This window comes from Salipiger pallidus (assembly GCF_014643635.1).
Lineage (GTDB): Bacteria > Pseudomonadota > Alphaproteobacteria > Rhodobacterales > Rhodobacteraceae > Salipiger > Salipiger pallidus.
In genome coordinates this window covers 251,095-275,431 of record NZ_BMJV01000003.1, presented here as the reverse complement: position 1 = coordinate 275,431, position 24,337 = coordinate 251,095, and the positions used below count along the sequence as shown (strand labels likewise).

At 64.9% G+C, this 24,337-nt stretch carries 26 protein-coding genes; 12 read left to right on the top strand and 14 right to left on the bottom strand.

The features are described from left to right. Position 1: 1 nt before the first annotated feature. Positions 2-616: a LysE family translocator gene (locus IEX41_RS09310; protein ID WP_188789963.1), complete on the bottom strand. Its 615-nt coding sequence runs from the start codon at positions 614-616 to the stop codon at positions 2-4. 34 nt (positions 617-650) lie between these two features. Then, entirely contained in the window at positions 651-977 is a 327-nt protein-coding gene (gene hspQ, locus IEX41_RS09305) for a heat shock protein HspQ (protein ID WP_188789962.1), read from the bottom strand. Between the two features lie 256 nt (positions 978-1,233). Here hspQ and IEX41_RS09300 point away from each other — a divergent pair, with 256 nt between their 5' ends. Continuing rightward, positions 1,234-1,827 carry a transglycosylase SLT domain-containing protein gene (locus tag IEX41_RS09300; protein ID WP_188789961.1) on the top strand — a complete coding sequence of 198 codons (594 nt, stop codon included), beginning with the start codon at positions 1,234-1,236 and terminating at the stop codon, positions 1,825-1,827. 28 nt (positions 1,828-1,855) lie between these two features. Here the strand turns inward: IEX41_RS09300 and IEX41_RS09295 are convergent, their stop codons facing one another. The 5 genes from IEX41_RS09295 to pyk form a co-directional block, all read right to left on the bottom strand. After that, a complete protein-coding gene (locus IEX41_RS09295) occupies positions 1,856-2,443 on the bottom strand; it encodes a LolA family protein (protein WP_188789960.1) in 588 nt (195 codons plus the stop codon). A gap of 573 nt (positions 2,444-3,016) precedes the next feature. After that, positions 3,017-3,382, bottom strand: coding sequence for a 50S ribosomal protein L20 (rplT, locus tag IEX41_RS09290; RefSeq protein WP_188789959.1), 366 nt, complete (start codon positions 3,380-3,382; stop codon positions 3,017-3,019). A 17-nt stretch (positions 3,383-3,399) separates the two neighbouring features. Next, the gene (gene rpmI / locus IEX41_RS09285; RefSeq protein ID WP_009504408.1) at positions 3,400-3,600 is read right to left on the bottom strand and encodes a 50S ribosomal protein L35; all 201 of its coding nucleotides are present in this window, start codon (positions 3,598-3,600) and stop codon (positions 3,400-3,402) included. 131 nt (positions 3,601-3,731) lie between these two features. After that, complete coding sequence (locus IEX41_RS09280) at positions 3,732-3,956, bottom strand: hypothetical protein (RefSeq protein WP_188789958.1); 225 nt, start codon at positions 3,954-3,956, stop codon at positions 3,732-3,734. A gap of 293 nt (positions 3,957-4,249) precedes the next feature. Beyond that, entirely contained in the window at positions 4,250-5,695 is a 1,446-nt protein-coding gene (pyk, locus tag IEX41_RS09275; RefSeq protein ID WP_188789957.1) for a pyruvate kinase, read from the bottom strand. Between the two features lie 149 nt (positions 5,696-5,844). Here pyk and IEX41_RS09270 point away from each other — a divergent pair, with 149 nt between their 5' ends. Further along, positions 5,845-6,579, top strand: a complete 735-nt coding sequence (locus tag IEX41_RS09270) for an N-formylglutamate amidohydrolase (RefSeq protein ID WP_188789956.1) — start codon at positions 5,845-5,847, stop codon at positions 6,577-6,579. Positions 6,580-6,591: 12 nt separating this feature from the next. After that, positions 6,592-6,918 (top strand): DUF1244 domain-containing protein, encoded by a 327-nt coding sequence (locus IEX41_RS09265; protein ID WP_229673098.1) that lies wholly within the window; start codon positions 6,592-6,594, stop codon positions 6,916-6,918. A 76-nt stretch (positions 6,919-6,994) separates the two neighbouring features. Here IEX41_RS09265 and IEX41_RS09260 read toward each other — a convergent pair whose 3' ends face one another. Beyond that, positions 6,995-7,522 (bottom strand): DUF3576 domain-containing protein, encoded by a 528-nt coding sequence (locus IEX41_RS09260; RefSeq protein ID WP_188789955.1) that lies wholly within the window; start codon positions 7,520-7,522, stop codon positions 6,995-6,997. Positions 7,523-7,823: 301 nt separating this feature from the next. Here IEX41_RS09260 and IEX41_RS09255 point away from each other — a divergent pair, with 301 nt between their 5' ends. From IEX41_RS09255 to IEX41_RS09245, 3 genes are all read left to right on the top strand, one after another. Continuing rightward, positions 7,824-8,957 (top strand): porin, encoded by a 1,134-nt coding sequence (locus IEX41_RS09255; RefSeq protein ID WP_188789954.1) that lies wholly within the window; start codon positions 7,824-7,826, stop codon positions 8,955-8,957. An 81-nt stretch (positions 8,958-9,038) separates the two neighbouring features. Next, complete coding sequence (locus tag IEX41_RS09250) at positions 9,039-10,526, top strand: tetratricopeptide repeat-containing sulfotransferase family protein (protein WP_229673096.1); 1,488 nt, start codon at positions 9,039-9,041, stop codon at positions 10,524-10,526. Beyond that, on the top strand, positions 10,517-11,170 hold the full coding sequence (locus IEX41_RS09245; RefSeq protein WP_188789953.1) for a YggS family pyridoxal phosphate-dependent enzyme: 654 nt from the start codon (positions 10,517-10,519) through the stop codon (positions 11,168-11,170). Before IEX41_RS09250 ends, IEX41_RS09245 begins: the two co-directional genes overlap by 10 nt. A 208-nt stretch (positions 11,171-11,378) precedes the next feature. Here the strand turns inward: IEX41_RS09245 and IEX41_RS09240 are convergent, their stop codons facing one another. From IEX41_RS09240 to IEX41_RS09230, 3 genes are all read right to left on the bottom strand, one after another. After that, positions 11,379-11,966, bottom strand: a complete 588-nt coding sequence (locus IEX41_RS09240) for a L,D-transpeptidase (protein WP_188789952.1) — start codon at positions 11,964-11,966, stop codon at positions 11,379-11,381. Between the two features lie 92 nt (positions 11,967-12,058). Next, the gene (locus tag IEX41_RS09235; RefSeq protein WP_188789951.1) at positions 12,059-12,667 is read right to left on the bottom strand and encodes a DsbA family protein; all 609 of its coding nucleotides are present in this window, start codon (positions 12,665-12,667) and stop codon (positions 12,059-12,061) included. Between the two features lie 18 nt (positions 12,668-12,685). Beyond that, positions 12,686-13,495: a L,D-transpeptidase gene (locus IEX41_RS09230; protein WP_188789950.1), complete on the bottom strand. Its 810-nt coding sequence runs from the start codon at positions 13,493-13,495 to the stop codon at positions 12,686-12,688. Between the two features lie 381 nt (positions 13,496-13,876). Here IEX41_RS09230 and rimO point away from each other — a divergent pair, with 381 nt between their 5' ends. Further along, entirely contained in the window at positions 13,877-15,241 is a 1,365-nt protein-coding gene (rimO, locus tag IEX41_RS09225) for a 30S ribosomal protein S12 methylthiotransferase RimO (protein WP_188789949.1), read from the top strand. Between the two features lie 460 nt (positions 15,242-15,701). After that, positions 15,702-16,304: a thymidine kinase gene (locus IEX41_RS09220; protein ID WP_188789948.1), complete on the top strand. Its 603-nt coding sequence runs from the start codon at positions 15,702-15,704 to the stop codon at positions 16,302-16,304. On the opposite strand, the gene IEX41_RS09215 is transcribed toward IEX41_RS09220, so the two are convergent. From IEX41_RS09215 to glpD, 3 genes are all read right to left on the bottom strand, one after another. Then, positions 16,301-17,425, bottom strand: a complete 1,125-nt coding sequence (locus IEX41_RS09215) for an enolase C-terminal domain-like protein (RefSeq protein ID WP_188789947.1) — start codon at positions 17,423-17,425, stop codon at positions 16,301-16,303. The genes IEX41_RS09220 and IEX41_RS09215 overlap by 4 nt on opposite strands. 180 nt (positions 17,426-17,605) lie before the next feature. Then, a complete protein-coding gene (glpK, locus tag IEX41_RS09210) occupies positions 17,606-19,090 on the bottom strand; it encodes a glycerol kinase GlpK (protein ID WP_188789946.1) in 1,485 nt (494 codons plus the stop codon). Positions 19,091-19,129: 39 nt separating this feature from the next. Continuing rightward, positions 19,130-20,719, bottom strand: a complete 1,590-nt coding sequence (glpD, locus tag IEX41_RS09205; RefSeq protein WP_188789945.1) for a glycerol-3-phosphate dehydrogenase — start codon at positions 20,717-20,719, stop codon at positions 19,130-19,132. A 210-nt stretch (positions 20,720-20,929) separates the two neighbouring features. Between glpD and IEX41_RS09200 the strand changes: the two genes are divergently transcribed. From IEX41_RS09200 to IEX41_RS09185, 4 genes are all read left to right on the top strand, one after another. After that, complete coding sequence (locus IEX41_RS09200; RefSeq protein ID WP_188789944.1) at positions 20,930-21,694, top strand: DeoR/GlpR family DNA-binding transcription regulator; 765 nt, start codon at positions 20,930-20,932, stop codon at positions 21,692-21,694. A gap of 250 nt (positions 21,695-21,944) precedes the next feature. Then, positions 21,945-22,778, top strand: a complete 834-nt coding sequence (gene lepB / locus IEX41_RS09195) for a signal peptidase I (protein WP_188789943.1) — start codon at positions 21,945-21,947, stop codon at positions 22,776-22,778. After that, on the top strand, positions 22,775-23,458 hold the full coding sequence (rnc, locus tag IEX41_RS09190; RefSeq protein ID WP_188789942.1) for a ribonuclease III: 684 nt from the start codon (positions 22,775-22,777) through the stop codon (positions 23,456-23,458). Before lepB ends, rnc begins: the two co-directional genes overlap by 4 nt. Then, positions 23,451-24,332, top strand: coding sequence for a DMT family transporter (locus IEX41_RS09185; RefSeq protein WP_188789941.1), 882 nt, complete (start codon positions 23,451-23,453; stop codon positions 24,330-24,332). The genes rnc and IEX41_RS09185 overlap by 8 nt, the downstream gene beginning before the upstream one ends. Positions 24,333-24,337 lie beyond the last annotated feature (5 nt).

The window sequence follows — 24,337 nt, the reverse complement described above, 5'->3', positions numbered from 1 at the left end:
TTCAGCGGGGGTCGCGCGCAAACGCGAGGCCGATACCCGCAGCCGCGTACATCCCCGCGCTCAGGCGGTGTCGCAAGGCACCGCCTTTCTTCATCCAGCCCCGCGCCTTCCCGGCAACAAGGCTCCAGAGCACATCTACCCCGAACAGCACCATCAGGTAGAGCACCGCCACCTCCACAAGCCCCAGGGCCCCGGTGTCGGGCCCCCAGAACTGCGGCAGGAAGGCCGCGTTGAACAGCAGTGTCTTGGGGTTCACCAGAGCCATGAGCAGCCCTTGGCGCACAAGCTGAAACGGACTGCGCTTCGGGGGCACAACCTCACGCAGCGCCTCCCTGCCCTGCCGCCATGCGGCGATGGAGAGGTACAGCAGCCATGCCACGCCCGCCCAGCGGAGGATGGGGAAGATGGCAGCGGCGGTCTCAAGAAGCAGCGTCAGCCCAGCGATCACCAGCAGCGCCTGCGCTCCGACACCGAGCATGGTACCAAAAGCGGTGGCGATGCCATGACGGATGCCGTGGGTCAGGGTATTGCCGACGATCAGCGCCACGTTGGGGCCTGGAATGGCTGCAAGGGCGACGGTTGCCACGATCAGCGCGAGTGCGGTTGACGCGTCCATGGTCCAGGGCCTTTCACAACGCCCGGAAGCCGGGTCAGTTCAGCTGGAAATGCAGCTCGTAGCTGCCATCGGTAAAGGCCCCGAACAAGTCGGGGATGTCCGGATGTTCCACCGGCTGGCCGGAGTAATCGGCCACGAGGTTCTGTTCGGACACATAGGCAACGTAGAAACTCTGCTCGTTCTCTGCAAGCAGGTGATAGAAGGGCTGCTTGCGCACCGGGCGCGCCTCTTCGGGAATCGCCTCGTACCATTCCTCGGTGTTGCTGAACTCGGGGTCCACGTCGAAAACGACACCGCGGAACGGGTGCTTGCGGTGACGCACCACTTGGCCGAGGTGATATTTCGCACGCTGTGTATTCATGACATCCCCTTAACTAGACCAAGTTTTGCCAAATTTACGCCAACTTGTCCAACCTTAGCCAACGTTTAACCGGAAACACTGTGTGCCACCCACACTGACAGTAGTGCTTTCAGGACGTTGGACCAGAGCAACGGCGCAAAGCCGCCCTTCGGGTGATGCGGCGGAATTGTGATTCCAAATTTGCTTGAATTTCGCTAATATACCCACAGGCAAGAAGACCAAAAAAACCAGAACAACAAAAATGAGCGAGAGGCAGATGAGCAAGTGGCTACGCGCGCTGGCAAGCGTGCTGCTCGCCGCGTCCTGCGGCAGCGGCGGCAGTGTCGGCGAATCCCCCAGCAATCTTGAAGACGCCTGTGCGATCCTTGGTGAACGCCCCGGCTACATCCGCGCCTTCAAGGCGGCAGAGCGCAAATGGGGCGTGCCCGTGCACGTCCAGATGGCGACGATCTACCAGGAAAGCAAGTTCAAGTCCGACGCGCGGACACCGTTCCGTTATTCCATGGGCGTCATCCCCTACGGCCGCCAAAGCTCGGCCTTCGGGTACAGCCAGGCGCTGGACGGCACCTGGGATGAATACCTCGAAGCAACCGGCAAGCGCCGCGCGCGGCGGGACGACATCCACGATGCGACGGACTTCATGGGCTGGTACATGTCCGGCACCCGTGACGGGCTTGGCATCAGCCTGCGCGATGCGCGCAACCAATACCTTGCGTACCACGAGGGGCGCACCGGCTTCAAACGCGGGAGCTTCAACCAGAAGGCCTGGCTCGTGCGCGTGGCCGACGACGTCGGCAGCCGTGCCGTTGTCTACGAGGTTCAGCTCGCCAACTGCCGCGCGGCCCGCTAAGGCCGCGCAGCTCACGTCGTGGGCCGCGTCAGCGCACGCGGTTCACGTCGAAAGTGCTGTTGGACAGGTTGGTGTCCTGCAACCCGCCAAGCACCACGGTGGTGGTCTCTCCGCCGCCATCGCGGATGATCCACTGGCGCAGTTCCACCGGGTTGCCGGTGAACTTCATCTGGATCGAGCCGTATTCCGGATGACGCGGATCCTGTGCCGTAACGGTGGTGGCGGTGCCGTCAAAGCTGTGCCCGGTCACCATCCCCGCCTGCCCGAGGTTCACGTTCCGTGCGAGGATGATCGACAGTGGGGTCTGGCTTAGGGGGTAGGTTTCCGGCTGGCCACGGGTCTTGCGGTCGAAGATGTAGACCGCGCCGGACCATGCCAGCACCAGCGATTCCTCGGGCGGATTGTATTCGAAGCGCACCTTGCCGGGCCGCTTGATGAACACCGTCCCGGTCGAAATCGTGCCGTCTCCGTTGATCTGGGTGAACGGGCTTTTGGCGGACTGGATCGTGTTCAGGTACTGCGAGATCTGCCCAAGCGACAGCTGCTGAGCGGCCGCCGGAAGCGCGGCCAGCATGACTGTGGCAGCGGTAAGTGCGGCGGTGATGGTACGGAGCATGTAGTCTTCCTTCGTCCTGCTCATGTCGTCACCCACGACAGCACATCGCGGGTGGTTATGCGATAGCACCGGGGTTCAGCAGCATATCGTGAGCCCCGGCGGTCCGATCAAGCGATGACCGTCCCCCTTCCCCATCAGAATAGCGTCAGAGCCCGTGAAGGCGAGGCCTTCGCCATCCCTCCCCGGTGTGGCGCACGTCAACGCCCCTGCGGCGGCAACGTTCCGCTGGCGGCTCAGCTGCGACGAACAGAAGGGCCATGCGGGGACACCTTGGACGACTTCCGGCTCCCGACGCCCGACATGGGGCCCATGAGCCGAAACGCCCTTCGATCAAGAAGGACGAGAGAGAAGGGAGAAGGGAGAAGGGAGAAGGGAGAAGATGGAGACCAGAGACCAGAGACCAGAGACCAGAGACCAGAGACCAGAGACCAGAGACCAGAGACCAGAGACCAGAGACCAGAGACCAGCCCGTCACAACAGGGAAGAGAGGAATCGAATAATCGATGCCACAACGAAAAACCGCGCCCGGTGTCCCGGACGCGGCTCTATTCATATTCACAAGGTGCGTGCAGCTCAGGCTGCGAGCGCGCCCTTGGCCTGGTCCACGATGGCACCGAAGGCTTCGGGCTCGTGCACGGCGAGATCGGCGAGAACCTTGCGGTCCACTTCGATCCCGGCCTTGGTCAGGCCGTTGATGAACTTGGAGTAGGTCAGCTGCTCGTCATGCGAACGCACTGCGGCGTTGATCCGCTGGATCCACAGCGCGCGGAAGTTGCGCTTGCGGTTCTTGCGATCGCGGGTTGCGTACTGGTTCGCCTTGTCGACGGCCTGGGCTGCAACCTTGAAGGTGTTCTTGCGACGGCCATAGTAGCCTTTCGCCTGATCCAGAACCTTCTTGTGACGGGCGTGGGTTACGGTACCACCTTTGACTCGTGCCATTGGTCAGCTCTCCTCTATCAGCGGTCGTAGGGCATGTAGCCCTTGACGATCTTGGCGTCGGGGGCGGACAGGGTGGTGGTGCCGCGAGCGTCGCGGATGAACTTCGTGGTGCGCTTGATCATGCCGTGGCGCTTGCCGGCCTGACCTGCCACGACCTTGCCGGTCGCGGTCACCTTGAAGCGCTTCTTGGCGCTCGATTTCGTCTTCATCTTGGGCATTTCCGTCTCCTTGACGTACTGCGGTGACGCGCGACTCGGCATGCCACTAAGGGCCGGCCACGCGGTAGGAAACGCTCCTATAGAAGGCACGGGGCTGCGATGCAAGGGCGATCCGCCCGTGCGGGGCCGCCTCAGCGAATGATATCCGCCAGAACGCCGTAGAAGGCCTCCGGCACCTCTGCGGGCCGATAGCCATCGGGCTTGCGGGTGTTGGCGTACAGCACGATGGCTATCCCGGCCAAGCCGACGACCAGCCCCACCACAGGCCGGCGCCGGTCCGACCACGCGGACAGCATCGCGGGAATCGAGATCATCCCCAGAAAGAGGCCGAGAACAAGGAACTGGTCTGCCGTCATGAATGCGCCCACCGATAGAACTGGACGCTAACATGCGGCTCCCGGCCTGCGATAGCCCCCGCTCCGACGCCGCAGCCCATCCAACGCGCTCACGGTCCCGCCCTCAATGCCATGCTTGCCGCGCCGCTGGCGTCAGCATGCCCACGGCGGAGATGTTGCGGTGGCGCCCTCATGACCACAGCCATCCAGCGTCAAAGCCAAAGTCTCCGGCCGGAACACAAAAGCCCCCGGACACGCAATGTGCCGGGGGCTTTGTATTTGCAACCGGGCCGCTCAGCCCGACATCGCGGCGATCATTCCGGATCGGTGGTGTAGATCAGCCGTTCGTCGCAAGGGGCGACGCGCAGGATGTTGGTGGTGCCGGGGATGTTGAACGGCACACCGGCGGTGACGACGATGCTGTCCTCGGTACCGGCATAGCCCTGTGCGCGGGCCGCGCGGGCGGCGTTGACCACCGCCTGCTTGAAGCGCTCAAGCTCGCCAGTCATCACGCAGTTCACGCCCCAGGTCAGGGACAGACGCCGCGCGGTGCCGCGGGCACTGGTCATGGCGATGATCGGAACGCGGGGGCGTTCGCGGGCCACCTTGGCCACAGTGGTCCCCGAGGAGGTGAAGCAGCAGATCACCTTGATGTCGCCGGTTTCGGCGATTTCCCGGGCGGCGGCGACGATGCCATCGGCCACGCTCTGCTTGTCGATGTTGCGGCTGGCTTCGATGATCTCGGTGTAGGTCGGATCCTTTTCGACGTCGACCGCGACGTTGTTCATCGTGGTGACCGCTTCAACCGGGTACTGGCCCGCCGCCGATTCCGCCGACAGCATAATCGCGTCGGTGCCTTCGTAGATGGCAGTGGCCACGTCCGACACCTCGGCGCGGGTGGGCATCGGGCTCTCGATCATCGATTCGAGCATCTGGGTCGCGACGATCACCGGCTTGCCGACCTTGCGGCACTTGCGGATCAGGCGCTTCTGGATCGGCGGCACCGCCTGCACGGGCAGTTCCACGCCAAGGTCGCCACGGGCGACCATGACGCCGTCGGACACCTCGAGAATCGCATCGAACTCCTTGACCGCCGAGGGCTTCTCGATCTTGGACAGGATGGCGGCGCGGCCATCGGCCAGCTTGCGCGCCTCGAGCACGTCCTCGGGGCGCTGCACGAAGCTGAGCGCCAGCCAGTCCACGCCAAGCGCGGCAGCGAATTCGAGATCCTTGCGGTCCTTGTCGGAGAGCGCCGCCAGCGGCAGCACCACGTCGGGCACGTTCACGCCCTTGCGGTTCGAGATGGTGCCACCCGCCTCGACCACGCAGTTGGCGAAATCCTTGCCGCATTCCTCGACCCGCAGGCGGATCTTGCCGTCGTTGACCAGCAGGTGCGCTCCGACGCCGAGCGCCTCGAAGATCTCGGGGTGCGGCAGGCAGACGCGCTTCTTGTCACCGGGCTTCGGGTCGAGATCCATGCGGAAGGTCTCGCCCCACTCCAGCTCTTCCGAGCCGTTGGCAAACTCGCCGACACGCAGCTTCGGGCCCTGGAGGTCCGCAAGAATGGCAATCGGGCTGTCGAGATCCTTTTCCACCTGCCGGATGGCGCGATGCATCTTGGTGATGTCTTCGTGGCTGCCGTGGCTCATGTTCAGGCGGAACACGTCCGCTCCTGCCTCGTGCAGCGTGCGGATCATCTCGTAGGTGTTGCTGGCAGGGCCCAGCGTGGCCACGATCTTCACTTTGCGCAAACGTCTCATCTTCGTCTCCCTTTGCCGACCGGGGAGAGGCCGGCGATGTCCTTCGAAACCGTACAAGTTACCGCTAACTTTCACCTGCGGGTATTGCTCATTTCCATTCCCCACGCAACTGATCTAAGGGATATGGGCAGGATCGGATCGGAAAAGTCATGACCACTGCGCCGTATCACGTAGAAGGAGAGGCCCGCTCGAGGCGGTTTCTCGTCACCTGCGATCATGCGAGCCATAGCGTGCCGGGCGACCTCGGGGGAACCCTCGGATTGCCCCGCGAGGACATGGCGCGGCACATTGCCTATGATGTGGGCGCGCTCGGGACGGCCCGCGCGCTGGCGGTGGCGCTGGATGCGCCGCTGGTGCACGCGGGCTTTTCGCGGCTGGTGATCGACCCCAACCGGGGCGAGGACGACCCGACCCTGCTGATGAAGCTCTATGACGGTACGATCATTCCCGGCAACCGCCACGCGGACGCCGCCGAACGCACGCGCCGGCTGGAGCAGTACTGGCGCCCCTATCACGACGCCATCGAGCGCCTTGCCGCGCGGCGCGAGGACGTGGTTCTGGTGGCGATGCACAGTTTTACCCCGCAGCTGCGGGGGCGGCCGCCACGGCCATGGCACGTGGGCATCCTGCACGCCTGGGATTCGCGGCTCTCCGATCCTCTGATCGCCCGGCTGCAAGCCCAGGAGGGGCTGGTGGTCGGTCGCAACCAACCCTACCCCGGCCACCTGCCGGGGGATTCGATGCACCGCAACGCGCTGATGCACGGGCGGCACAATACGCTGATCGAACTGCGCAGCGATCTTATAGAGACCGCAGATGCACAGGCCGAATGGGGCGCGCGGTTGGCACCGCTCCTGCGCGCTGCCCTCGACGACACAGATTAATAGGAGGACCCCATGTCCAAGCACGACATCGACCCGCAGACCCAGGTAGAAATCGAGGCGGCCGCCTTCCGCAGGCTGCGCCAGCACCTCATGGAAGACCGCACCGATGTGCAGAACATCGATCTGATGACCCTTGCCGGCTTCTGCCGCAACTGCCTGTCGCGCTGGTATCAGGAGGCCGCGGCAGAACGTGGCGTGACCCTGGGCAAGGAAGAGGCGCGCGAGATTTACTACGGCATGCCCTACGAAGACTGGAAGGCGCAGCAGACCGAGGTGGACGACGCGAAAAAGGCGGCCTTCGAGACCGCCTTCAAGGAGAATGTCGAAAAAGGCTCCTGAGCCCGGCCAAGGCCCTTCTGAAGGGCCTTGCGAATCTCTTGCAAGAGATTTGCCCGCGCCGCCGGGGCCCTTGTGCTCAAAGGCGGCTGTCGCGAGCCCGCAGCTGGCGGGCGCGGGTGAGGATAGCATCCTCGACCGCGCGGGTGGTCGCCCCGTCGACCGGACCCGACCGCGAGCTCAGCGCCACGTTCAGCGACCGCGCGTCAAGCGCCGGGTCGGATACATAGATCGTCGCGCGATAGGCCTGGCCACTGCCAGGCGCGGTGCCGTAGCCGGTGCTGATGACGCCAGTGAACGGGTCAACCGATTCCACGGGAAGGAAATCGAGGACCTCGAGCGAAGCGTTCCAGATGTAGCGGTTCACCGCTCCCACCCTGCCCGCATCCTCACGGGTGCGGAACAGATCCCAGATGGTCGAGCTCGGGCGCCCCTCGCGTCCGTAGATCTCGCGCTCGATCGTTTGCTGCGAATATTCCGCGTTGCCCGGCGGTACGTTCTGCGTGTCGTCGCCGCGCCCGTCGAACCAGCTGCTCATGCCGCAGCCCGACACCGCCAGCATCGCACCGATCAGCACGGCTTTGCCTGCCACCCGCATCCAGTCCATCGCAATCGCTCCTGCCCGTACACTGTCCAAGTCCCGCCCTGCATACTCGGCACCATCGCGGGCGACAAGTCATCAGTGGCAGGGAACTGCCTCGTGCATATAGAAGAATGGACGCGTGCCCCCGTGAGAGGTGCTGCGCCGGGGCACCTGGGAGCGTTGTGACAATTGCGCATCACTGAAAGGCGAGTTGCCCGGGGGGCTCAGCGACCAGTTGCAATGACGAGGTCCGAAAGCGCATAGAAAGCCCATCAAGGCCGGGCTACCCGGATTGGTACGTGCCTTAGAACACATGAGGGAAACAATGAAAAAGATTCTGTTTGCTACCACCGCGCTGGTTGCAACCGCAGGCATCGCCTCGGCAGAAGTCGCCCTGACCGGTATGGCCGAAATCGGCATCTGGGACAACGGCAACGACGACACCCAATTCTTCACCGATCTGGACGTCACCTTCACCATGACCGGTGAAGCCGACAACGGCCTGACCTTCGGTGCAACCATCGATCTCGACGAAGCAACCGACCTTCCGGACTTCGAAAACCCGGCAGTGCAGGGCGGCGAGAACATCTTCGTCTCCTACGGCGGCGCGACCCTGACCATGGGCGACACCGACGGCGCTCTGGACTTCATCGTCCCCGAGATGGCCCTCGCAGGCGGCTCGCTGGCCGACGACGAAACCATCCACGGCGGTTTTTTCCACGCTGACGGCATGAGCCTCGACGCAGCAGTCAACTTCTTCGACGCAGTTGACGCAATCGACTTCGACCTGATCGAAGGCTCCGACGCGTCCTTCGCAGCTCTCGTGGAAGCCCTCGACGCAATCGGCGTCGACGTCAACGACATCGACAGCTACGAAGAAGCATACGAAGTTGTTGAAGCCTCCTACGCGATCTCGCAGGCCATCGGCCTCGACGGTCTCGGCGACGGCCAGATTGCTCGCTTCGACTACGCGTACAGCGACTTCGTCTTCACCGCATCGGCTGAGCAAGTTGCAAACGGCGCAGACGTTGCTGGCCTCGGCGAAACCATCTGGGGCGTTGGCGTCGGCTACACCGGCTCCTTCTCGGGCGTCGACCTGGTTGCAGGTCTCGGCTACCAGACCCTGGAAGACTACGCTGACCAGACCGCTCTGGCTGTCACCGGCTCCATGGCGAACGGCTTCTCGGCTGGCCTGACCTACTCGGTCACCGACCTGGACGCAGTCTCCGACGACGTGCAGCACTGGGGCGTTGGCTTCGGCTACGAAATGAACGCACTGGCAGTTGGCATCAACTACGGTGAGTTCAAGTACGACGGCGAAGAGCAGTCCGGCTTCGGCCTTGCTGGCTCCTACGACCTCGGCGGCGGTCTGTCGGCCAAAATGGGCTACGGCAAAACCAACCCGATCGTCGGCGACGACGTCGACACCTGGTCGCTCGGCCTGGGCATGTCCTTCTAATCTCTTCCGAGATTGGATTTAGGGAAGAGCGGGCAATTGCCCGCTCTTTTCTTTTGTGACACCAAAGCGGTGTCATAAAAAATGGACGAATGCCCCATGCTGCCCTTGTCGAACGACATGACCAACCGGATCCTGCAGCAGGCCATGCGCTACCTGTCCCAGGGACAGATCTCCAAGGCGAAGGCCGGCTTCCTGCAACTGGCCCGTGCCCAGACCGCGCGGCCGGAGGTCTATTTCAACCTGTCACGCATCGCCTTCGAAGAAGGGGATCGCGAGGCCTGCCTTACCAACCTGCGTCGGGCGGTGGCACTCGACCCGAAATCGGTCAAGCTTGGCCGCCACGCTGCCGACCGCTTCCGCCGCTTCGGCGCTGAAGACGACGCGCTGGCCGCCTATGACAGGCTCATCGCAGGCGGCGACAATCCCCTGCGCGACCAGGCCGACAAGGCGCACTACCTGCAGCTTCTGGGCCGCTTCGACGAGGCGGAGGCGATCTTCCGCAAGCTGATCTCCAAGAACCCGGACGAAGCGCAGCTTTACCGTATTTTCCTGGCCACCCGCACCACCCGCCCGGGCGATCCGCTGCTGCGGCAGATGGAGCGACTGTGGAAGCGCAAGACGCTCAAGGGCGAGCCGCGCGCGCAGCTGGGCTTTGCCCTCGGCAAGGCTCTGGACGAGGCTGGCGAGATCGATCGCGCCGCCCCCTGCATCGCCGAGGCCAACACCATCCAGCGCGAACTGGCCCCTTATGACCGGGACGCGCAGGACCGCGAATTTGCCCGCGTGATCGCCGCACAGGAAAGCCTTTCCGCCCCCGCCGCCGATGCGGATCCTGCGACGCCCCGCCCGGTCTTCGTGACCGGCATGCCCCGTTCGGGCACCACGCTGGTCGAACGCATCCTGTCCGCCCATTCCGACGTTTCTGCCGGCGGCGAACTTGGCCTTGCCCTTCGCCTCGCCTATGGCGTTTTCGGCGCGGGCGAGAAGATGACCGACATCGCCGCTGCCGATCCAGCGAAGATCAAGCGCTTCGGCGCGCTCTACAGCCGCTTTGCCCGCCGTGACGTGCCTGGCAACAGCCCGGTGATCACCGACAAGTCGATTCTGTCCTACCTTGTCACTGGACTGATCCACAGCGCCCTGCCCGGCGCCCGCATCATCGTGGTGCAGCGTGATCCGCGCGACATCGCCCTGTCGATCTGGCGGAACCACTTCCCCACCGGGGTGCACCGCTACGGTAACGACCTTGCGGACATCGCCCATGCCATCAAGCGTTTCCGAGCCCAGGTGGACCAGTGGAAGACCGCCCTGCCCGGCGTGATCCATGAAATCCGTTATGAGGATCTCGTGGCCGAACCCGAAGCGCAATCGCGCGCCCTGGTTTCTGCCGCCGGCCTAGACTGGCAGGACGCCTGCCTCGACTTCCACACCCAGACCTCCGCGGTCCGGACGCTCAGCGTCAGCCAGGTGCGCCAGCCGATCTACACCGGCAGCGCCGAGGGCTGGCGCAAGTACGAGGCCGCCCTGCAACCCTTCTTCGACGCATGGGGAGACACGCCTTGGGACTGACCGACATCCGTGACCGTATCGCAAAGGCCGAAGACGACGCCGGCCGCGCCCCCGGGTCCGTGCAGCTGATCGCCGTCTCCAAGGTGCAGCCCGACGAGCGGGTCGAGACGGTGCTGGAACAGGGCCACCGGCTCTTTGGCGAGAACAAGGTGCAGGAAGCCCAAGGCAAGTGGCCCGGCTTCAAGGAGCGGTTTGACGGAGTGGACGTGCATCTCATCGGCCCGCTTCAGACCAACAAGGCCCGCGCCGCGATGGAGCTGTTCTCGGCCATCCACTCGGTCGACCGGCCCAAGCTGGCGAACACCATTGCCCGGCTGGCGCAGGAGATGGGAAGCTGCCCCGACCTCTTCATCCAAGTGAACACCGGCGAGGAAGACCAGAAGGCCGGCATCTTGCCCGCCGATGCGGATGCCTTCATCGCCGAGGCGCGCGGGCTTGACCTTCCGGTGAAGGGCCTGATGTGCATTCCGCCGGTGGAAGAGACCCCGTCGCTGCACTTTGCGCTGCTTGCGAAGATCGCGAAGCGCAACGGGCTTGAAGGATTGTCCATGGGCATGTCCTCGGATTTCGAGGAAGCCATCGCGCTTGGCGCGACTCATGTGCGCGTCGGCTCTGCCATCTTCGGCGAACGCGACTACTCCTGAAATATGTCAGGCGCGCCTTCAGCGGGGGCGCGCCTGATCTGATCGTCCGGGATCACGGGAAACAGGGTTTCAGCCAGGCTGATGCAGGTGCGCATAGCTCGTCGCTCAAACGCAACTGCCGTGAGACCAAGATCACACGGACCTGCGTTCCGCCTCAGATTACACGGACCTGCGTTCCGCCTCAGATTACACGGACCTGCGTTCCGCCTCAGATTACACGGACCTGCGTTCCGATGGGACACAGGGCAAACAGCTCTTCGATCTTCTCGTTATAGAGCCCGATGCACCCGTCAGACGACCGGCGGCCAATCTTGCGCGTGTCCTGTGTGCCGTGAATGATGTAGGCGGGCCAGCTCAGGTACATCGCGTGCGTGCCAAGTGGGTTGTCCGGCCCGGGACCCATGGGTTTCCAGTCTGGGAAACGCTCCATCTGGGAGGCCGTAGGCGTCCACGAAGGGCCGACCTTCTTGCGCACGATCTCGGTATAGCCGCGCTTGGTCAGCTCGTCGGTCTTGGGCACCGAGGTGGGATAGATGCGGTAATCGGTCTCGTCCGCGTTCCAGTAGTGCAGCGCCCGCGAGGTGGTGTCGGCGACGATCGCGCCTTTGCCGAGGCTGTCGAAGTGATCGCGCCAGTCCTGCCGCACGAAGCTCGAGATATTGCGGCGGATCACCGGCTCGGCCGGGGCGGCAGGCGCAGGACCGTCCTGCGCACGGGCCACCGCCGGGATCATCAGGCCCCCGGCCCCTGCCATGCCAAGGGCGAGTGCGCGGCGTCTGGAATAGGTGTTGGTCATGCGGGCTGCTCCTCTTGTCGTTGGTCTCTGCCGGGATGTGTCCCGACCCTGGCCACGACATGACCGCCCGGCGCTTAAGCGAAGCTTAAGGATCAGCGAGGAGAGCGGACCTCGGCCACCGCTGCGGTCAAGGCTTCGTGATCAAGAGCGCCGTCGAAGACTACCGTGTCCACCAGAACGCCCGGCGTACCGGCAAAGCCGAAGGCTTCGGCCTGCATGGCGTTGCGCTCCAGAAGCCCATCCCAATGGGCGCGGCGCTTGCGGTAGGCGGCCTGCGCCCGGCCCGGTGCCAGCACCTGCTGCACCGCCGCGTTGAGCTGGCCATTGCTGAGCCGACCGGTGGTGGCCATGAGGGTGTTCACCACCTGCTCGTAGGCACCAAGATCCTGCGCCCCCAGCGCCAGCCGCGCCGCCCGGGTCGAAACCGGCCCAAAGATGGGCCAGTCCTTGAGCACGATGCGGAGCCCTCCGTCCTGACGCGCAACGCGCATGAGGTCCGGGTGCATCGCCTTGCAGTAAGGGCACTGGTAATCGAAGTACTCGACGATGGTGACATCGCCCTCCGGGTTGCCCAGCACCGGCGCCGCGGGATCGTAAAGCACCCCCTCGACCGTGATCTCCTGCGCCCACACGCCACGGGGGCGAAGGGCAATCGCCGCGGCAGCACCGGAGGCGATCAGGAGGGTTCGACGGTCGAGCATCGGGCGCGGCCTATCAGATCAGGCGTTCGAGTCGAGCAGCGCAACCTCGCGGGCCGCGGGATCGGTGGCGGTCGACGGTGCTTCGGCCACCGGGGTGCCCTCGGTGGTGCCGTCGGGCGTAGTGTCCGGGGTGACGATGCCGCCCGGAGTCCACTTGCCGGCCTCGGACACCGGCAGCACGATCACCCGCGCGCCGTTGCTCACCTGATCCGCAAGGTAGATCGAATCCTGGTTGAACATGCGGATGCAACCCGACGAGGTTGCATGACCCACGGTCCAGGGGCTCGGTGTCCCATGGATGCGGTAGAGCGTGTCCTTGCCATTGCGGTAAAGATAGAGCGCGCGCGCCCCCAGCGGGTTCTCGAGACCGCCGGGCAGGCCGTTCTTCACCGGGCCGTAGGTTTCCGGATCACGGCGCAGCATGTTCTTGGTCGGCGTCCAGTAGGGCCAGTCACGCTGGAACGCGACAGTCGCGGTTCCCGAAAAGCCGCGCCCCTGCTCGCCCACGGCGACGAGGTAGCGCATGGCGGTCTCGCCGTCCTGAACGTGGTAGAGGTACTTGGCACCGGGATCGACGACGATGGTGCCGGCGGGATGCGGGGCATGGTACTCCACCAGCTGACGCTTGCGCGCTTCGGACAGGTACTTGTCCTCGATGGCGGGCACTTCGATGCCGTTGTCTACGGTGGCCGCGTACATGGCGCGGGTCTCTTCGGTCAGCGTGGTCGCTGGGTTCGACATCTCGGGGGCGACAGCGCAGGCGGACAGCAGGCTGGCAGCGGCCACGAGTGCAAGCACCGGGCGGCTGAGGAATTGGGGCGCGATCATCGGGATCCTTTCAAGGCTACATCGGGGCGGCGCCCCGGCAAACCGGAGGATGGCGTCGCGACATGTGGACCGGGGCACTGTGCCACCGGTTCGATCTTTCGAGTCATAGACCGATGATGCGGTTGCGGCAAAACGGATGCCCCCTTCCTTTGGCGGGCGTGTTCATCATGCCACCCTTCCGTAGGGGCACCCGGCAGAACCCTGCCGATACCGGCCCTATTTCCGTCTGAGTGACGGGCGTTCCTTAGGGCAACCTTAAGGCGGCGGCGCAAATCGGGCCCAATCGGAGCAGCGCAATCCGGGCCGAAGAGCAGAGGTAGACACCAAGGTTGCGCCAGCGCCTCGCGCGACCCTCTTCCCCGACGCTGCACCTTAGCTTATATGCCGCGCATGCAGAATCCTCCTGACCTGCGCCCGGATCTCGCGCGCGCCCGCATCACCGAAACCGCCCGTGACGGCCAGCCGACCATCGGCATGGTGTCGCTTGGCTGCCCGAAGGCGCTGGTCGACAGCGAACGCATCCTCACGCGCCTGCGCGCCGAAGGCTACGGCATCTCGCCCGACTACGCCGGCGCGGACGCGGTGATCGTGAACACCTGCGGCTTTCTCGACAGTGCCAAGGCGGAAAGTCTTGAGGCCATCGGCGAGGCGCTGAACGAAAACGGCAAGGTCATCGTGACCGGCTGCCTCGGGGCGGAGCCCGAATACATCACCGGGGTGCATCCCAAGGTTCTCGCCGTGACCGGCCCGCACCAGTACGAACAAGTGCTCGACGCGGTGCATGGCGCGGTGCCGCCGTCGCCCGATCCCTTCGTGGATCTGCTGCCCGCCTCGGGGGTGAAGCTCACGCCGCGGCACTACAGCTACCTGAAGATCTCCGAGGGCTGCAATCACGCCTGCAAGTTCTGCATCATCCCTGACATGCGTGGCAAGCTGGCCTCGCGCCCGCACCGCGCCGTGATGCGTGAGGCGGAAAAGCTGGTCGAGGCCGGCGTGAAAGAGCTTCTGGTCATCAGCCAGGACACTTCGGCCTACGGCACCGACTGGAAGGACCGCGAGGAAAAAGCGCCGTTCCTGTCGCTGGCCCGCGATCTGGGCAGCCTCGGGGCGTGGGTGCGGATGCATTACGTCTACCCCTATCCCCATGTGCGTGACCTGATCCCGCAAATGGCCGAGGGTGGCATCCTCCCCTACCTCGACATTCCCTTCCAGCACGCGCACCCGGACGTGCTGCGCCGCATGGCGCGCCCCGCCGCCGCCGCCCGCACGCTGGACGAGATCGCCGCCTGGCGCGCCTCCTGCCCGGACATCGTGCTGCGGTCCACCTTCATCGTCGGCTACCCCGGCGAGACCGAGGCAGAGTTCCAGACCCTGCTTGACTGGATGGACGAGGCGCAGCTCGATCGCGTTGGCTGCTTCCAGTACGAGAACGTCGCCGGAGCGCGCTCCAACGCCCTGCCCGATCACGTTCCCTCCGAGGTCAAGCAGGAGCGCTGGGACCGCTTCATGGAGAAGGCGCAGGCAATCTCGGAGGCCAAGCTTGCGGCCAAGGTCGGCAAGCGCATGGATGTCATTGTCGACCTGGTCGAAGACGACGCCGCCACCTGCCGCACCAAGGCCGACGCGCCCGAGATCGACGGCAACCTCTTCATCGACGAGGGCCATGAAGGCCTCAAGGCCGGGGACATTGTCACCGTCGAGGTGGACGAGGCCGGGGAATACGACCTCTGGGGACGCATTGTCTGAGACGGCGATTCGCGGGCAGAGCCGGTGCCGGGCGGCACGACTCTGCCCGCTTCTTCATCAACCACCGCCAATTCTGCCGCAACCCGCAGCACAGGGTTGTTTTATGAGCCGAAAGATATCGGCTTGGTTGCGAAAATTGCTGAAAATGACTTAAATCGTTTTATTATCATATTGAAAATATTCGTGCGTCCGAATATATTGGATGCATAGCCAGTACATTGTTTTCAGGCCCGGGGTCGCCCGAGCCAGCCTTGCCCCCCCGGATCTGTCCAAGGGGACCGAGAGTTGTCAGATGTGATTTTGTGTCTCTGAGAAATGCCTCCGGTTCAGCCGGAGGCATTTTTCGTGGCGCTTGGCTGTTTCGTGGCGCTTGGCTGTTTCGTGGCGCTTGGCATGCCCCTTCGCGGCCGACCACCGACGACGCTTGCAGCCATCCTTCGACTGCGGCATGACCGCGGCCATGGCCAAGCTCTACTTCAACTACTCGACCATGAACGCCGGCAAGTCGACGCTGCTGCTGCAGGCGGCGCACAACTACGGCGAACGCGGGATGGAAGTCTTCCTGCTGACCGCGCGGCTCGACGATCGTGCCGGCGAGGGGCGCATCGGGTCACGCATCGGGCTTGGCCGCCCGGCCGAGACCTTCGGCCCCGAGGATGATCTGTCCGCCCGCATCGCCGCCGAACATCAGCGCCGCCCGCTGGCCTGCATCTTCGTGGACGAGGCGCAGTTCCTGACGGAAGATCAGGTCTGGCAGCTGGCGCGCGTCACCGATGACCTGAAGATCCCGGTGATGTGCTACGGGCTGCGGGTGGATTTCCGGGGCAAGCTGTTCCCAGGCTCGGCCAGCCTGCTGGCATGGGCGGACGTGATGCGCGAGGTGCGCACCATCTGCCATTGCGGGCGCAAGGCCACCATGGTGATCCGTCAGGACGGGTCCGGCCGAACCGTGATCGACGGCGATCAGGTGCAGATCGGCGGCAACGAAACCTATGTTTCCCTCTGCCGCCGCCACTGGCGCGAGGCGGTCGGCGACCGCCCCCGCACGCAGGCGCAGGCTTAACCCAGCACTTCGGCCACGGCGAATTTCGCCAGCTGGTCACGGTCCACGTCAACCCCGAGGCCCGGCCCGGTGGGGACGTGCACCCGCCCCTTCCGCACCGGGAAGGGTTCAGTCAGGATGTCCTCTGACGCGTAGTATGTGGACATGTAGAACTCGCACTCCAGCCGCAGTTCCGGCAGCGCCGCCATCAGGTGCGCCCCTGCGGCGTGGGCCAGCCCAGTCTCGAACATGCAGCCGCCGTAGACCTCGATCCCGGCGGCGCGGGCAATGGCCCCGACCTCGAGCGCGCGGCGGATGCCCCCCGCCTTCATCACCTTGAGCGAAAAGATGTCCGCCATGCGGATCTGCACGCCGTACATCGCCTCGCGCACGCCAAAGACCGACTCGTCCGCCATGATCGGCGTGGCGATCTGGTGGGTGATCTGGGCCAGAACCTCGCGTTCGTGCATCTTCACGGGCTGCTCCACGAAGGTGGGGCGAAACGCCTCGAGATCCTGAATGCAGCGCACCGCGTCATAGGCGGGCAGGCCCTGGTTGTAGTCGATGCGCAGATCCGCTTCGGCCCCGTAGATGCCGCGGAGCTTGTCCAGCCGCATGAGGTCGAAGGCGTGGTCCGCAAAACCCGTCTTGATCTTGAAGATCCGCACGCCGTCGTCCCACATGGTGGCCACGTCCTCCAGATCCTTGCCGAAATCGGGGTTCGCGACCGAGAAGGACAGCCCCATGCTCTCGCGCGCGCGGCCTCCCACAAGCTCGGACACCGACAGCCCCGAGATCTTGCCCGTTAGGTCCAGCAGCGCCATTTCCAGCGCGGCCTTGGCCTCGGGGTGGCCGACGACGACGGCCTCGGCCTTTGTCATCAGCGGCTCGACCTGCACAGGGTCGGCGCCTTGCAGCAGCGGGCGGATATAGCTGTGCAGCGCCGCGACGGTGCCCTCGGCGGTGCCGGTGAAGGCAGGCCACGGCGACGCCTCGCCCCAGCCGACAAGGCCGGTGTCCGTCACCAGTTCGAGGATCACCGAATGAATGCCCGCCACATCGCCGATACCATGCGAATGCACCGCCTTGCCAGGAATGAGAATGCGGTGAACGCGGATGGTCTCGATCTTGTGGTCGCTCATGGCCCCTGCCTTCTGTGCCTGCCGGATGCCGCCGGAGGAGCGGCTTCGTCTGCATACAATCCGGAATACAAACAGGCGGCAAGCACAAAACACCCGCGCCTCCGGTGGGATGGCGCGGGTGGCGGCCCGATGCTTTTCCAGGCATCAGAGCTTGGACCGCATGAGGCCGAGGGGCCTCCGTCAGTAGTCCTGAGCGGCGGCCACGGCGCGTTTCCACGCCTTGTAGCGACGGTTGCGCATGTCGTCCGCCATCTTGGGCTCGAAGGTCCGTTCCAGCTTCCAGCCCTTGGCGAATTCTTCCATGACCGGGTAGATCCCGGCCCGCTGCCCGGCGAGCCACGCCGCGCCCATAGCAGTGGTCTCGAGCACTTCGGGGCGATCTACCGGAGCATCGGTGATGTCCGCTAGGAACTGCATGGCCCAGTCGCTGGCGCTCATCCCGCCGTCGACGCGCAGGGCCGTGTCATCGGCCCCCGACCAGTCCGCGTGCATCGCTTCGAGCAGATCGCGGGTCTGGAAGCCCACCGATTCAAGCGCCGCGCGGGCGAATTCCGCCGGGCCACTGTTGCGCGTGAGGCCAAAGACCGCTCCACGGCATTCGGCGTTCCAGTAGGGAGCGCCAAGGCCGGTGAAGGCTGGCACCAGCGTCAGCTCCTGGCTTTCGTCGGCGGATTCGGCCAGCGGCTGGGTCTGCTTCGCATCGCGGATGATCTGCAGCCCGTCACGCAGCCACTGCACCACGGCCCCCGCGATAAAGATCGACCCTTCCAGCGCATAGGTCCGCTTGCCGTCAAGCTGGTAGGCGATGGTGGTGAGCAGCCGATTGTTGGACCGCACCAGTTCGTCCCCGGTGTTGAGCAGGGCAAAGCACCCGGTGCCGTAGGTCGACTTGAACATGCCAGGCCGGAAGCAGGCCTGCCCGATCGTTGCCGCCTGCTGGTCGCCCGCAACCCCCAGGATCGGGATCTCGGCCCCGAAAAGATCGGCGCGGGCCATGCCGAAATCGGCGGCGCAATCCTTGACCTCGGGCAGCATGGACATGGGAATGCCCAGCATCTTGCACATGGTCGAGGACCAGCAGCCCTTGGAGATGTCGTAAAGCATGGTACGCGCGGCATTGGTGGCATCAGTCACATGCTCGCGCCCGCCGGTCATCTTCCAGATCAGCCAGGTATCGACGGTGCCGAAAGCCAGCTCGCCCGCCTCGGCCCGGTCGCGGGCCCCTTCGACCTGGTCGAGGATCCATGCCACCTTGGTCGCCGAGAAATATGGATCGAGCAGCAGGCCGGTCTTTTGCGTGACCGTCTCCTCGTGGCCGTCCGCCTTCAGCTTCTTGCAGAATTCCGAGGTGCGGCGATCCTGCCAGACGATTGCGTTGTGGATGGGCTGGCCGGTCTTGCGGTCCCAGACCAGCGTGGTTTCGCGCTGGTTGGTAATGCCGATGCCCGCGATGTCCGACGGGCCAAGGCCCGCCTTTTCCATCACCGCGCGGCAGGTGGCGGCGGTCGTGCTCCAAAGGTCCGAGCAATCATGTTCGACCCAGCCGCTGTCAGGGTAGTGCTGTTCAAACTCCTCCTGCGCAACGGCGGTGATCTTCAGATCGGCATCGAAGAGGATCGCCCGACTGGACGTGGTCCCTTGGTCGATCGCAAGGATATGGCTCATGTGTCTCCCCCCTCTTCGGTCTTGCGGATGGTGCCGCGCTCAGGCGGTGGCGCATGCGCCCCCCGCGCGCTTCGCGCTGATGTAATCCTCGAGCGCGGCGACCTGTGCGTCGTCGAAATGCAGGCCCAGCTTGGTCCGACGCCAGAGCACGTCCTGCGCGGTGCGGGCGTATTCACGCTCCATCAGCCAGTCGACCTCGGCCTCGGTCAGATCCTGCCCGAAATCACGGCCCAGCAGACGGCGGCGCGGCGAGCGGCGCAGCACCTCGGGCGCTTCGGAGCCGTACAGCCGGACGAGGCGCCGGGACCAGCGTTCGTTGAGATAGGGGTAATCCTTGCGCAGATCGAAAGCGAGCCGTTCAGCACCGTTGACCTGGAAATCACCGCCCGGCAGGGCGACGCCAGCGGTCCATGCCTCGCGATCCTTGCCCATCGCCTCGCCGATCCGGGCCAGCGCGCTTTCCGCAAGGCGACGGTAGGTGGTGATCTTGCCGCCAAAGACATTGAGCATGGGCGCACCGCCTGATCCTTCGACCTTCAGCGTGTAATCGCGGGTCGCCGCCGTGGCGCTGCTGGCGCCGTCGTCATAAAGCGGGCGCACGCCGGAATAGGTCCAGACCACGTCCTCGGTCGAGATGTCCTGCTTGAAGTAGCTATTGGCAAAATCAATGAGGTACTGTTGTTCCTCGGGAGTGCACTCGGGACGTTTGTCGGGGTCGTGATGTTCGGCATCGGTGGTGCCGATCAGGGTGAAATCCTCTTCGTAGGGGATGGCGAAGATGATGCGCCCATCGGTCCCTTGGAAGAAATAGCACTTGTCGTGATCGTATAGCTTGCGGGTCACGATATGCGAGCCGCGCACCAGTCGCACGCCTTCGCGCACATTCAGATGCACCTTGTCGTGGATGATCTGCCCGACCCAAGGGCCACCGGCGTTTACCAGCATACGGGCGCGGTGGGTCGTGGTTGCGCCGGTTTCGGTGTTCTCTGTCTCGACCACCCAGAGCCCGTCCTCGCGGCGGGCCGAAGTAACCTTCGTGCGGGTCATGATCTTTGCCCCGCGCGCCTGCGCGTCGCGGGCATTGAGCACCACGAGGCGGCTGTCCTGCACCCAGCAGTCGGAATATTCGTAAGCGGTCTCGAACCGGTCATCCAGCGGCGCGCCCTCGGGGCTGCCCTTTAGCGACAGGGATTCCGTGCCGGGCAGGATCTTCCGCCCGCCGAGGTGATCGTAAAGGAACAGGCCCAGCCGGATCAGCCACGCGGGGCGCCGGCCCTTCATCCAAGGCATCACCGTGCTCAGCAGTTTCGAGGTGGGCGTTTCGCTGTCGAAACGCATGGAAGGGTGGTAGGGCAGCACGAAGCGCATGGGCCAAGCGATATGCGGCATCGCCTTGAGCAGCACCTCGCGTTCGACCAGCGCCTCCTTCACGAGGCGGAATTCGAAATACTCGAGATAGCGCAGGCCACCGTGAAAAAGCTTGGTCGAGGACGAGGAGGTGGCCGAGGCCAGATCGTTCATCTCGGCGAGCCGGACCGAGTATCCACGACCCGCAGCGTCACGGGCAATACCGCAGCCATTGATCCCTCCGCCGATGATGAAAAGGTCGGTTGGAGCTTGGTCCTGCATGACGTTCACGTTTCCCACTATTTCTACCGGCACCACCAGCGGTATGCCGCATCGAAGGCGCGGGCCGCAACCGAATTACCTTCGAATTCTTTCGCATTGGCGCCTGCTGTGGATGATTGTGGCGTGGCGCGGGTAACACTCTGTCAACTCGTGGGGAATATTGATTGTTCCATAAGCCGGAACGATAACGGCGAAAAAAAGCGAACAGCCATGTCACAATCCTTTCGCCAGCTTGAAATCCTCGAGATTGCCCGCCGTGATGGCAAGGTCGGGGTCGACGACCTTGCCGCGCGCTTCGGCGTGACCCTACAGACCATCCGCCGCGACCTGTCCGAGCTTTCCGAAGCCGGGCAGCTTGACCGGGTGCATGGCGGCGCGGTGCTGCCCTCGGGAACGATCAACATCGCCCATGCGGAACGGCGCACGCTGAACGCGTCAGCCAAGGCCGCCATGGCGCGCGCCTGCGCCGGGATGATCCCCGACGACTGCGCCCTCTTCATCGGGCTTGGCACCACCGCCGAGGCGCTGGCGCGGCAGATCCTGCACCATCGCAACCTTTTGGTGGTGACCAACAACACCCATGTTGCGGGCATCCTGTCGGCCAACAGTGACTGTACCGTGGTGCTGACCGGCGGCACGCTTCGGCGCAGCGACGGCGGCCTTCTGGGCCTGCACGCGGCCCACACCGCGCGGCAGTTCCGCTTCGACATGGCGCTGATGGGGTGTTCGGCGCTGGATCCGTCGGGGGATCTCATGGATTTCGACATGTCCGAGGTGGGGCTGGCGCAGGTCATTCTTAGGCAGGCGCGGCGGCGGGTGCTACTGGCAGACGGATCGAAGCTGACGCGCAACGCCCCGGCCCGCATCGCCTGCCTGTACGATTTCGACACGTTCGTCACCGATGCGCCCCTCCCTCCGGAGCTCGCCGGAAAATGCCGTGACTGGGGCACCGAGGTGATGATCGCCTCCGCCTGAGGCCGAGTGCTCGTTCCCTTGTTAAGCCCCTCTCCAGGCACTGACCCTATCCCGGGCCATCTCCGGAGGTTTCACCGAGGAGCCGCCTCATGACCCCGGCAACAGCCCCGTGGCACTGGACAGCGGCGGCGGGGCCCATGGCGCACCACACTCCGGGGCGCTGCGGCACACGGCCTCGCGATGCCCTGCACCTTGACACTTTGGGGCCCCCCGCCCATGAAACGCGGGTTAGTGGCATGAGGCAGGACAGATGGCGAAGGAAAAGGAAAAGGGCGGCATTCTCGAGACCGTCAAGACGGTGGTCTGGGCGCTGGTCATCGCGGGCGTTTTCCGCACGCTGTTCTTCCAGCCGTTCTGGATTCCCTCGGGCTCGATGAAGGACACGCTGCTGATCGGCGACTTCCTCTTCGTCAACAAGATGGCATACGGCTATTCCTATGCCTCCTGCCCGTCGATCCGCCTGCCGCAGATCGGCATCGACATCGACGCGCAGGACATCTGCGGCTGGCTCGGCGACGACAACGACCGCATCTTCGGATCGGAGCCCGAGCGTGGCGACATCGCGGTGTTCCGTCACCCGGTCCACGGCACCGATTTCATCAAGCGCGTCATCGGCCTGCCCGGCGACCGCATCCAGGTGATGGAAGGCCGGCTCTACATCAACGATGAACCGGTCGGCATCGAACCTGCAGGCACCTTCACCGAAACGGCACAGCCGCAGGGCCCGCAACAGCTGCGCCCGCGCTGCGCCAACGGCCCGGTGGGCACCGGCGGCGTCTGTGAAAAAGAGCGGTTCACCGAAACCCTGCCTGGCGGCCACAGCCACGACATCCTCAACATCGCGATGCAGAACTCGGACAATACCCGCGTCTACACCGTGCCCGAGGGTCACTATTTCATGATGGGCGACAACCGCGACAACTCATCCGACAGCCGCGTGCCCAACGCCGCGGGCGGTGTCGGCTTCGTGCCGTTCGAGAACCTCATCGGCCGTGCGCGCCGCGTCGTGTTCTCGTCCGCGGGCAACTCCATGCTGTACTTCTGGACCTGGCGGGGCGACCGCTTCTTCCACCGCCTGCAATGAAACGGTCTGCCGAGATAGCTGCGCTCGAGGATCGCCTCGGGCACCGGTTCGAGCAGGTGGACCTGCTACGCCGGGCACTGACCCACAGCTCCATGTCCTCGCCCGGGCGCGAGGACAACCAGCGGCTCGAATTCCTCGGGGACCGGGTGCTTGGCCTCGTCATGTCCGAGGCGCTTCTGGCCGGTGACCGGGCCGCCTCCGAAGGCCAGCTTGCCCCGCGCTTCAACGCGCTGGTGCGCAAGGAAGCCTGCGCCGACGTCGCCGCCGAGATCGACATCGGTGCCGCGCTGAAACTGGGCCGGTCCGAGATGATGTCGGGCGGCCGCCGCAAGATGGCGCTGCTTGGGGATGCAATGGAGGCGGTGATCGCCGCCGTCTACCTCGACGCCGGGTTCGAGGTTGCGCGCGAGATGATCCTGCGGCTCTGGGGCGACCGGGTTGCCCGCGTCGACGAAGACGCGCGCGATCCCAAGACCTCGCTGCAGGAATGGGCGCAGGCACGCGGCATGACCCCGCCCGCCTATGTTGAGGTGTCGCGCAGCGGCCCCGACCACGCGCCGGTCTTCACCATCGAGGCGCGGCTTGCCAACGGCGAAAGCGCGCAGGCCACCGCCGGCGCCAAGCGCCGTGCCGAACAGCAGGCCGCCGCCGCGCTGCTGGACAAGGTCTCTCATGGCTAGGGCGGTTTCGGACAACGCGCGCGGCGCGTTGTTCATGGTCATCGCCATGACACTGTTCGCGGTCGAGGACGCGCTGTTCAAATCCGTGACGCCGGGGTTTCCGCCCGGCATCGCCACGCTGATCTTCGGCGTAACGGGCACGGCGCTCTACACTCTTCTGACCCTGCGCGCAGGTGAGCCGGTGCTGCACCCGGCGATCCTGCAACCATCCCTGATGATCCGCACCGGGTTCGAGATCATGGGGCGACTCTTCTTCGCGCTGTCGCTGGCCTACACGCCCCTGTCGATCACCTCGTCGATCCTGCAGGCGGCACCTCTCGTGGTGACGGCGGGCGCGGCGCTATTGCTGCACGAAAAGGTGGGGCCAGCGCGCTGGATCGCCATGGCAGTGGGCTTTGCCGGGGTGCTGATGATCGTGCGCCCCACCCCTGACGCCTTCCGCGCCGATGCGCTGCTGGCGATCGCCGGGATGATCGGATTTGCCATGCGCGATCTCTACACCCGCGCCAGCCCGCCGGCGGTGTCGGCCAACCAGCTCGGGGTGCTGGGCTTTGCGGTGATCATCGTTGCGGGCCTCATCATGCTGCCCTTCGAGCCTGCCGCCCCCCGCCTGCCACAGGCCTGGGAGCTGGGACGGCTGCTGCTGACCGGGGTGGTCGGCGTCACCGCCTACACCGCTCTGACCCGCGCGATGCGCACCGGAGAGGTATCGGTTGTCGCGCCCTTCCGCTATTCGCGGCTGCTGGTGGCGCTGACCTTCGCCTACCTGTTCTTCGAGGAACGACCGGACCTGTGGACCCTCGCAGGCGGCACGCTGATCGTGGCCACCGGGGTCTTCACCCTCGTGCGCAGCGGGAGCGCCCGCGCGGCCTAGCGGTT

Bases quoted from the DNA above. Each gene is read 5' to 3' on its own strand.
- IEX41_RS09310 (WP_188789963.1), bottom strand. From the start codon at position 616: ATGGACGCGTCAACCGCACTCGCGCTGATCGTGGCAACCGTCGCCCTT.
- hspQ (WP_188789962.1), bottom strand. From the start codon at position 977: ATGAATACACAGCGTGCGAAATATCACCTCGGCCAAGTGGTGCGTCAC.
- IEX41_RS09300 (WP_188789961.1), top strand. From the start codon at position 1,234: ATGAGCAAGTGGCTACGCGCGCTGGCAAGCGTGCTGCTCGCCGCGTCC.
- IEX41_RS09295 (WP_188789960.1), bottom strand. From the start codon at position 2,443: ATGCTCCGTACCATCACCGCCGCACTTACCGCTGCCACAGTCATGCTG.
- rplT (WP_188789959.1), bottom strand. From the start codon at position 3,382: ATGGCACGAGTCAAAGGTGGTACCGTAACCCACGCCCGTCACAAGAAG.
- rpmI (WP_009504408.1), bottom strand. From the start codon at position 3,600: ATGCCCAAGATGAAGACGAAATCGAGCGCCAAGAAGCGCTTCAAGGTG.
- IEX41_RS09280 (WP_188789958.1), bottom strand. From the start codon at position 3,956: ATGACGGCAGACCAGTTCCTTGTTCTCGGCCTCTTTCTGGGGATGATC.
- pyk (WP_188789957.1), bottom strand. From the start codon at position 5,695: ATGAGACGTTTGCGCAAAGTGAAGATCGTGGCCACGCTGGGCCCTGCC.
- IEX41_RS09270 (WP_188789956.1), top strand. From the start codon at position 5,845: ATGACCACTGCGCCGTATCACGTAGAAGGAGAGGCCCGCTCGAGGCGG.
- IEX41_RS09265 (WP_229673098.1), top strand. From the start codon at position 6,592: ATGTCCAAGCACGACATCGACCCGCAGACCCAGGTAGAAATCGAGGCG.
- IEX41_RS09260 (WP_188789955.1), bottom strand. From the start codon at position 7,522: ATGGACTGGATGCGGGTGGCAGGCAAAGCCGTGCTGATCGGTGCGATG.
- IEX41_RS09255 (WP_188789954.1), top strand. From the start codon at position 7,824: ATGAAAAAGATTCTGTTTGCTACCACCGCGCTGGTTGCAACCGCAGGC.
- IEX41_RS09250 (WP_229673096.1), top strand. From the start codon at position 9,039: ATGGACGAATGCCCCATGCTGCCCTTGTCGAACGACATGACCAACCGG.
- IEX41_RS09240 (WP_188789952.1), bottom strand. From the start codon at position 11,966: ATGACCAACACCTATTCCAGACGCCGCGCACTCGCCCTTGGCATGGCA.
- IEX41_RS09235 (WP_188789951.1), bottom strand. From the start codon at position 12,667: ATGCTCGACCGTCGAACCCTCCTGATCGCCTCCGGTGCTGCCGCGGCG.
- IEX41_RS09230 (WP_188789950.1), bottom strand. From the start codon at position 13,495: ATGATCGCGCCCCAATTCCTCAGCCGCCCGGTGCTTGCACTCGTGGCC.
- rimO (WP_188789949.1), top strand. From the start codon at position 13,877: ATGCCGCGCATGCAGAATCCTCCTGACCTGCGCCCGGATCTCGCGCGC.
- IEX41_RS09220 (WP_188789948.1), top strand. From the start codon at position 15,702: ATGGCCAAGCTCTACTTCAACTACTCGACCATGAACGCCGGCAAGTCG.
- IEX41_RS09215 (WP_188789947.1), bottom strand. From the start codon at position 17,425: ATGAGCGACCACAAGATCGAGACCATCCGCGTTCACCGCATTCTCATT.
- glpK (WP_188789946.1), bottom strand. From the start codon at position 19,090: ATGAGCCATATCCTTGCGATCGACCAAGGGACCACGTCCAGTCGGGCG.
- glpD (WP_188789945.1), bottom strand. From the start codon at position 20,719: ATGCAGGACCAAGCTCCAACCGACCTTTTCATCATCGGCGGAGGGATC.
- IEX41_RS09200 (WP_188789944.1), top strand. From the start codon at position 20,930: ATGTCACAATCCTTTCGCCAGCTTGAAATCCTCGAGATTGCCCGCCGT.
- lepB (WP_188789943.1), top strand. From the start codon at position 21,945: ATGGCGAAGGAAAAGGAAAAGGGCGGCATTCTCGAGACCGTCAAGACG.
- rnc (WP_188789942.1), top strand. From the start codon at position 22,775: ATGAAACGGTCTGCCGAGATAGCTGCGCTCGAGGATCGCCTCGGGCAC.
- IEX41_RS09185 (WP_188789941.1), top strand. From the start codon at position 23,451: ATGGCTAGGGCGGTTTCGGACAACGCGCGCGGCGCGTTGTTCATGGTC.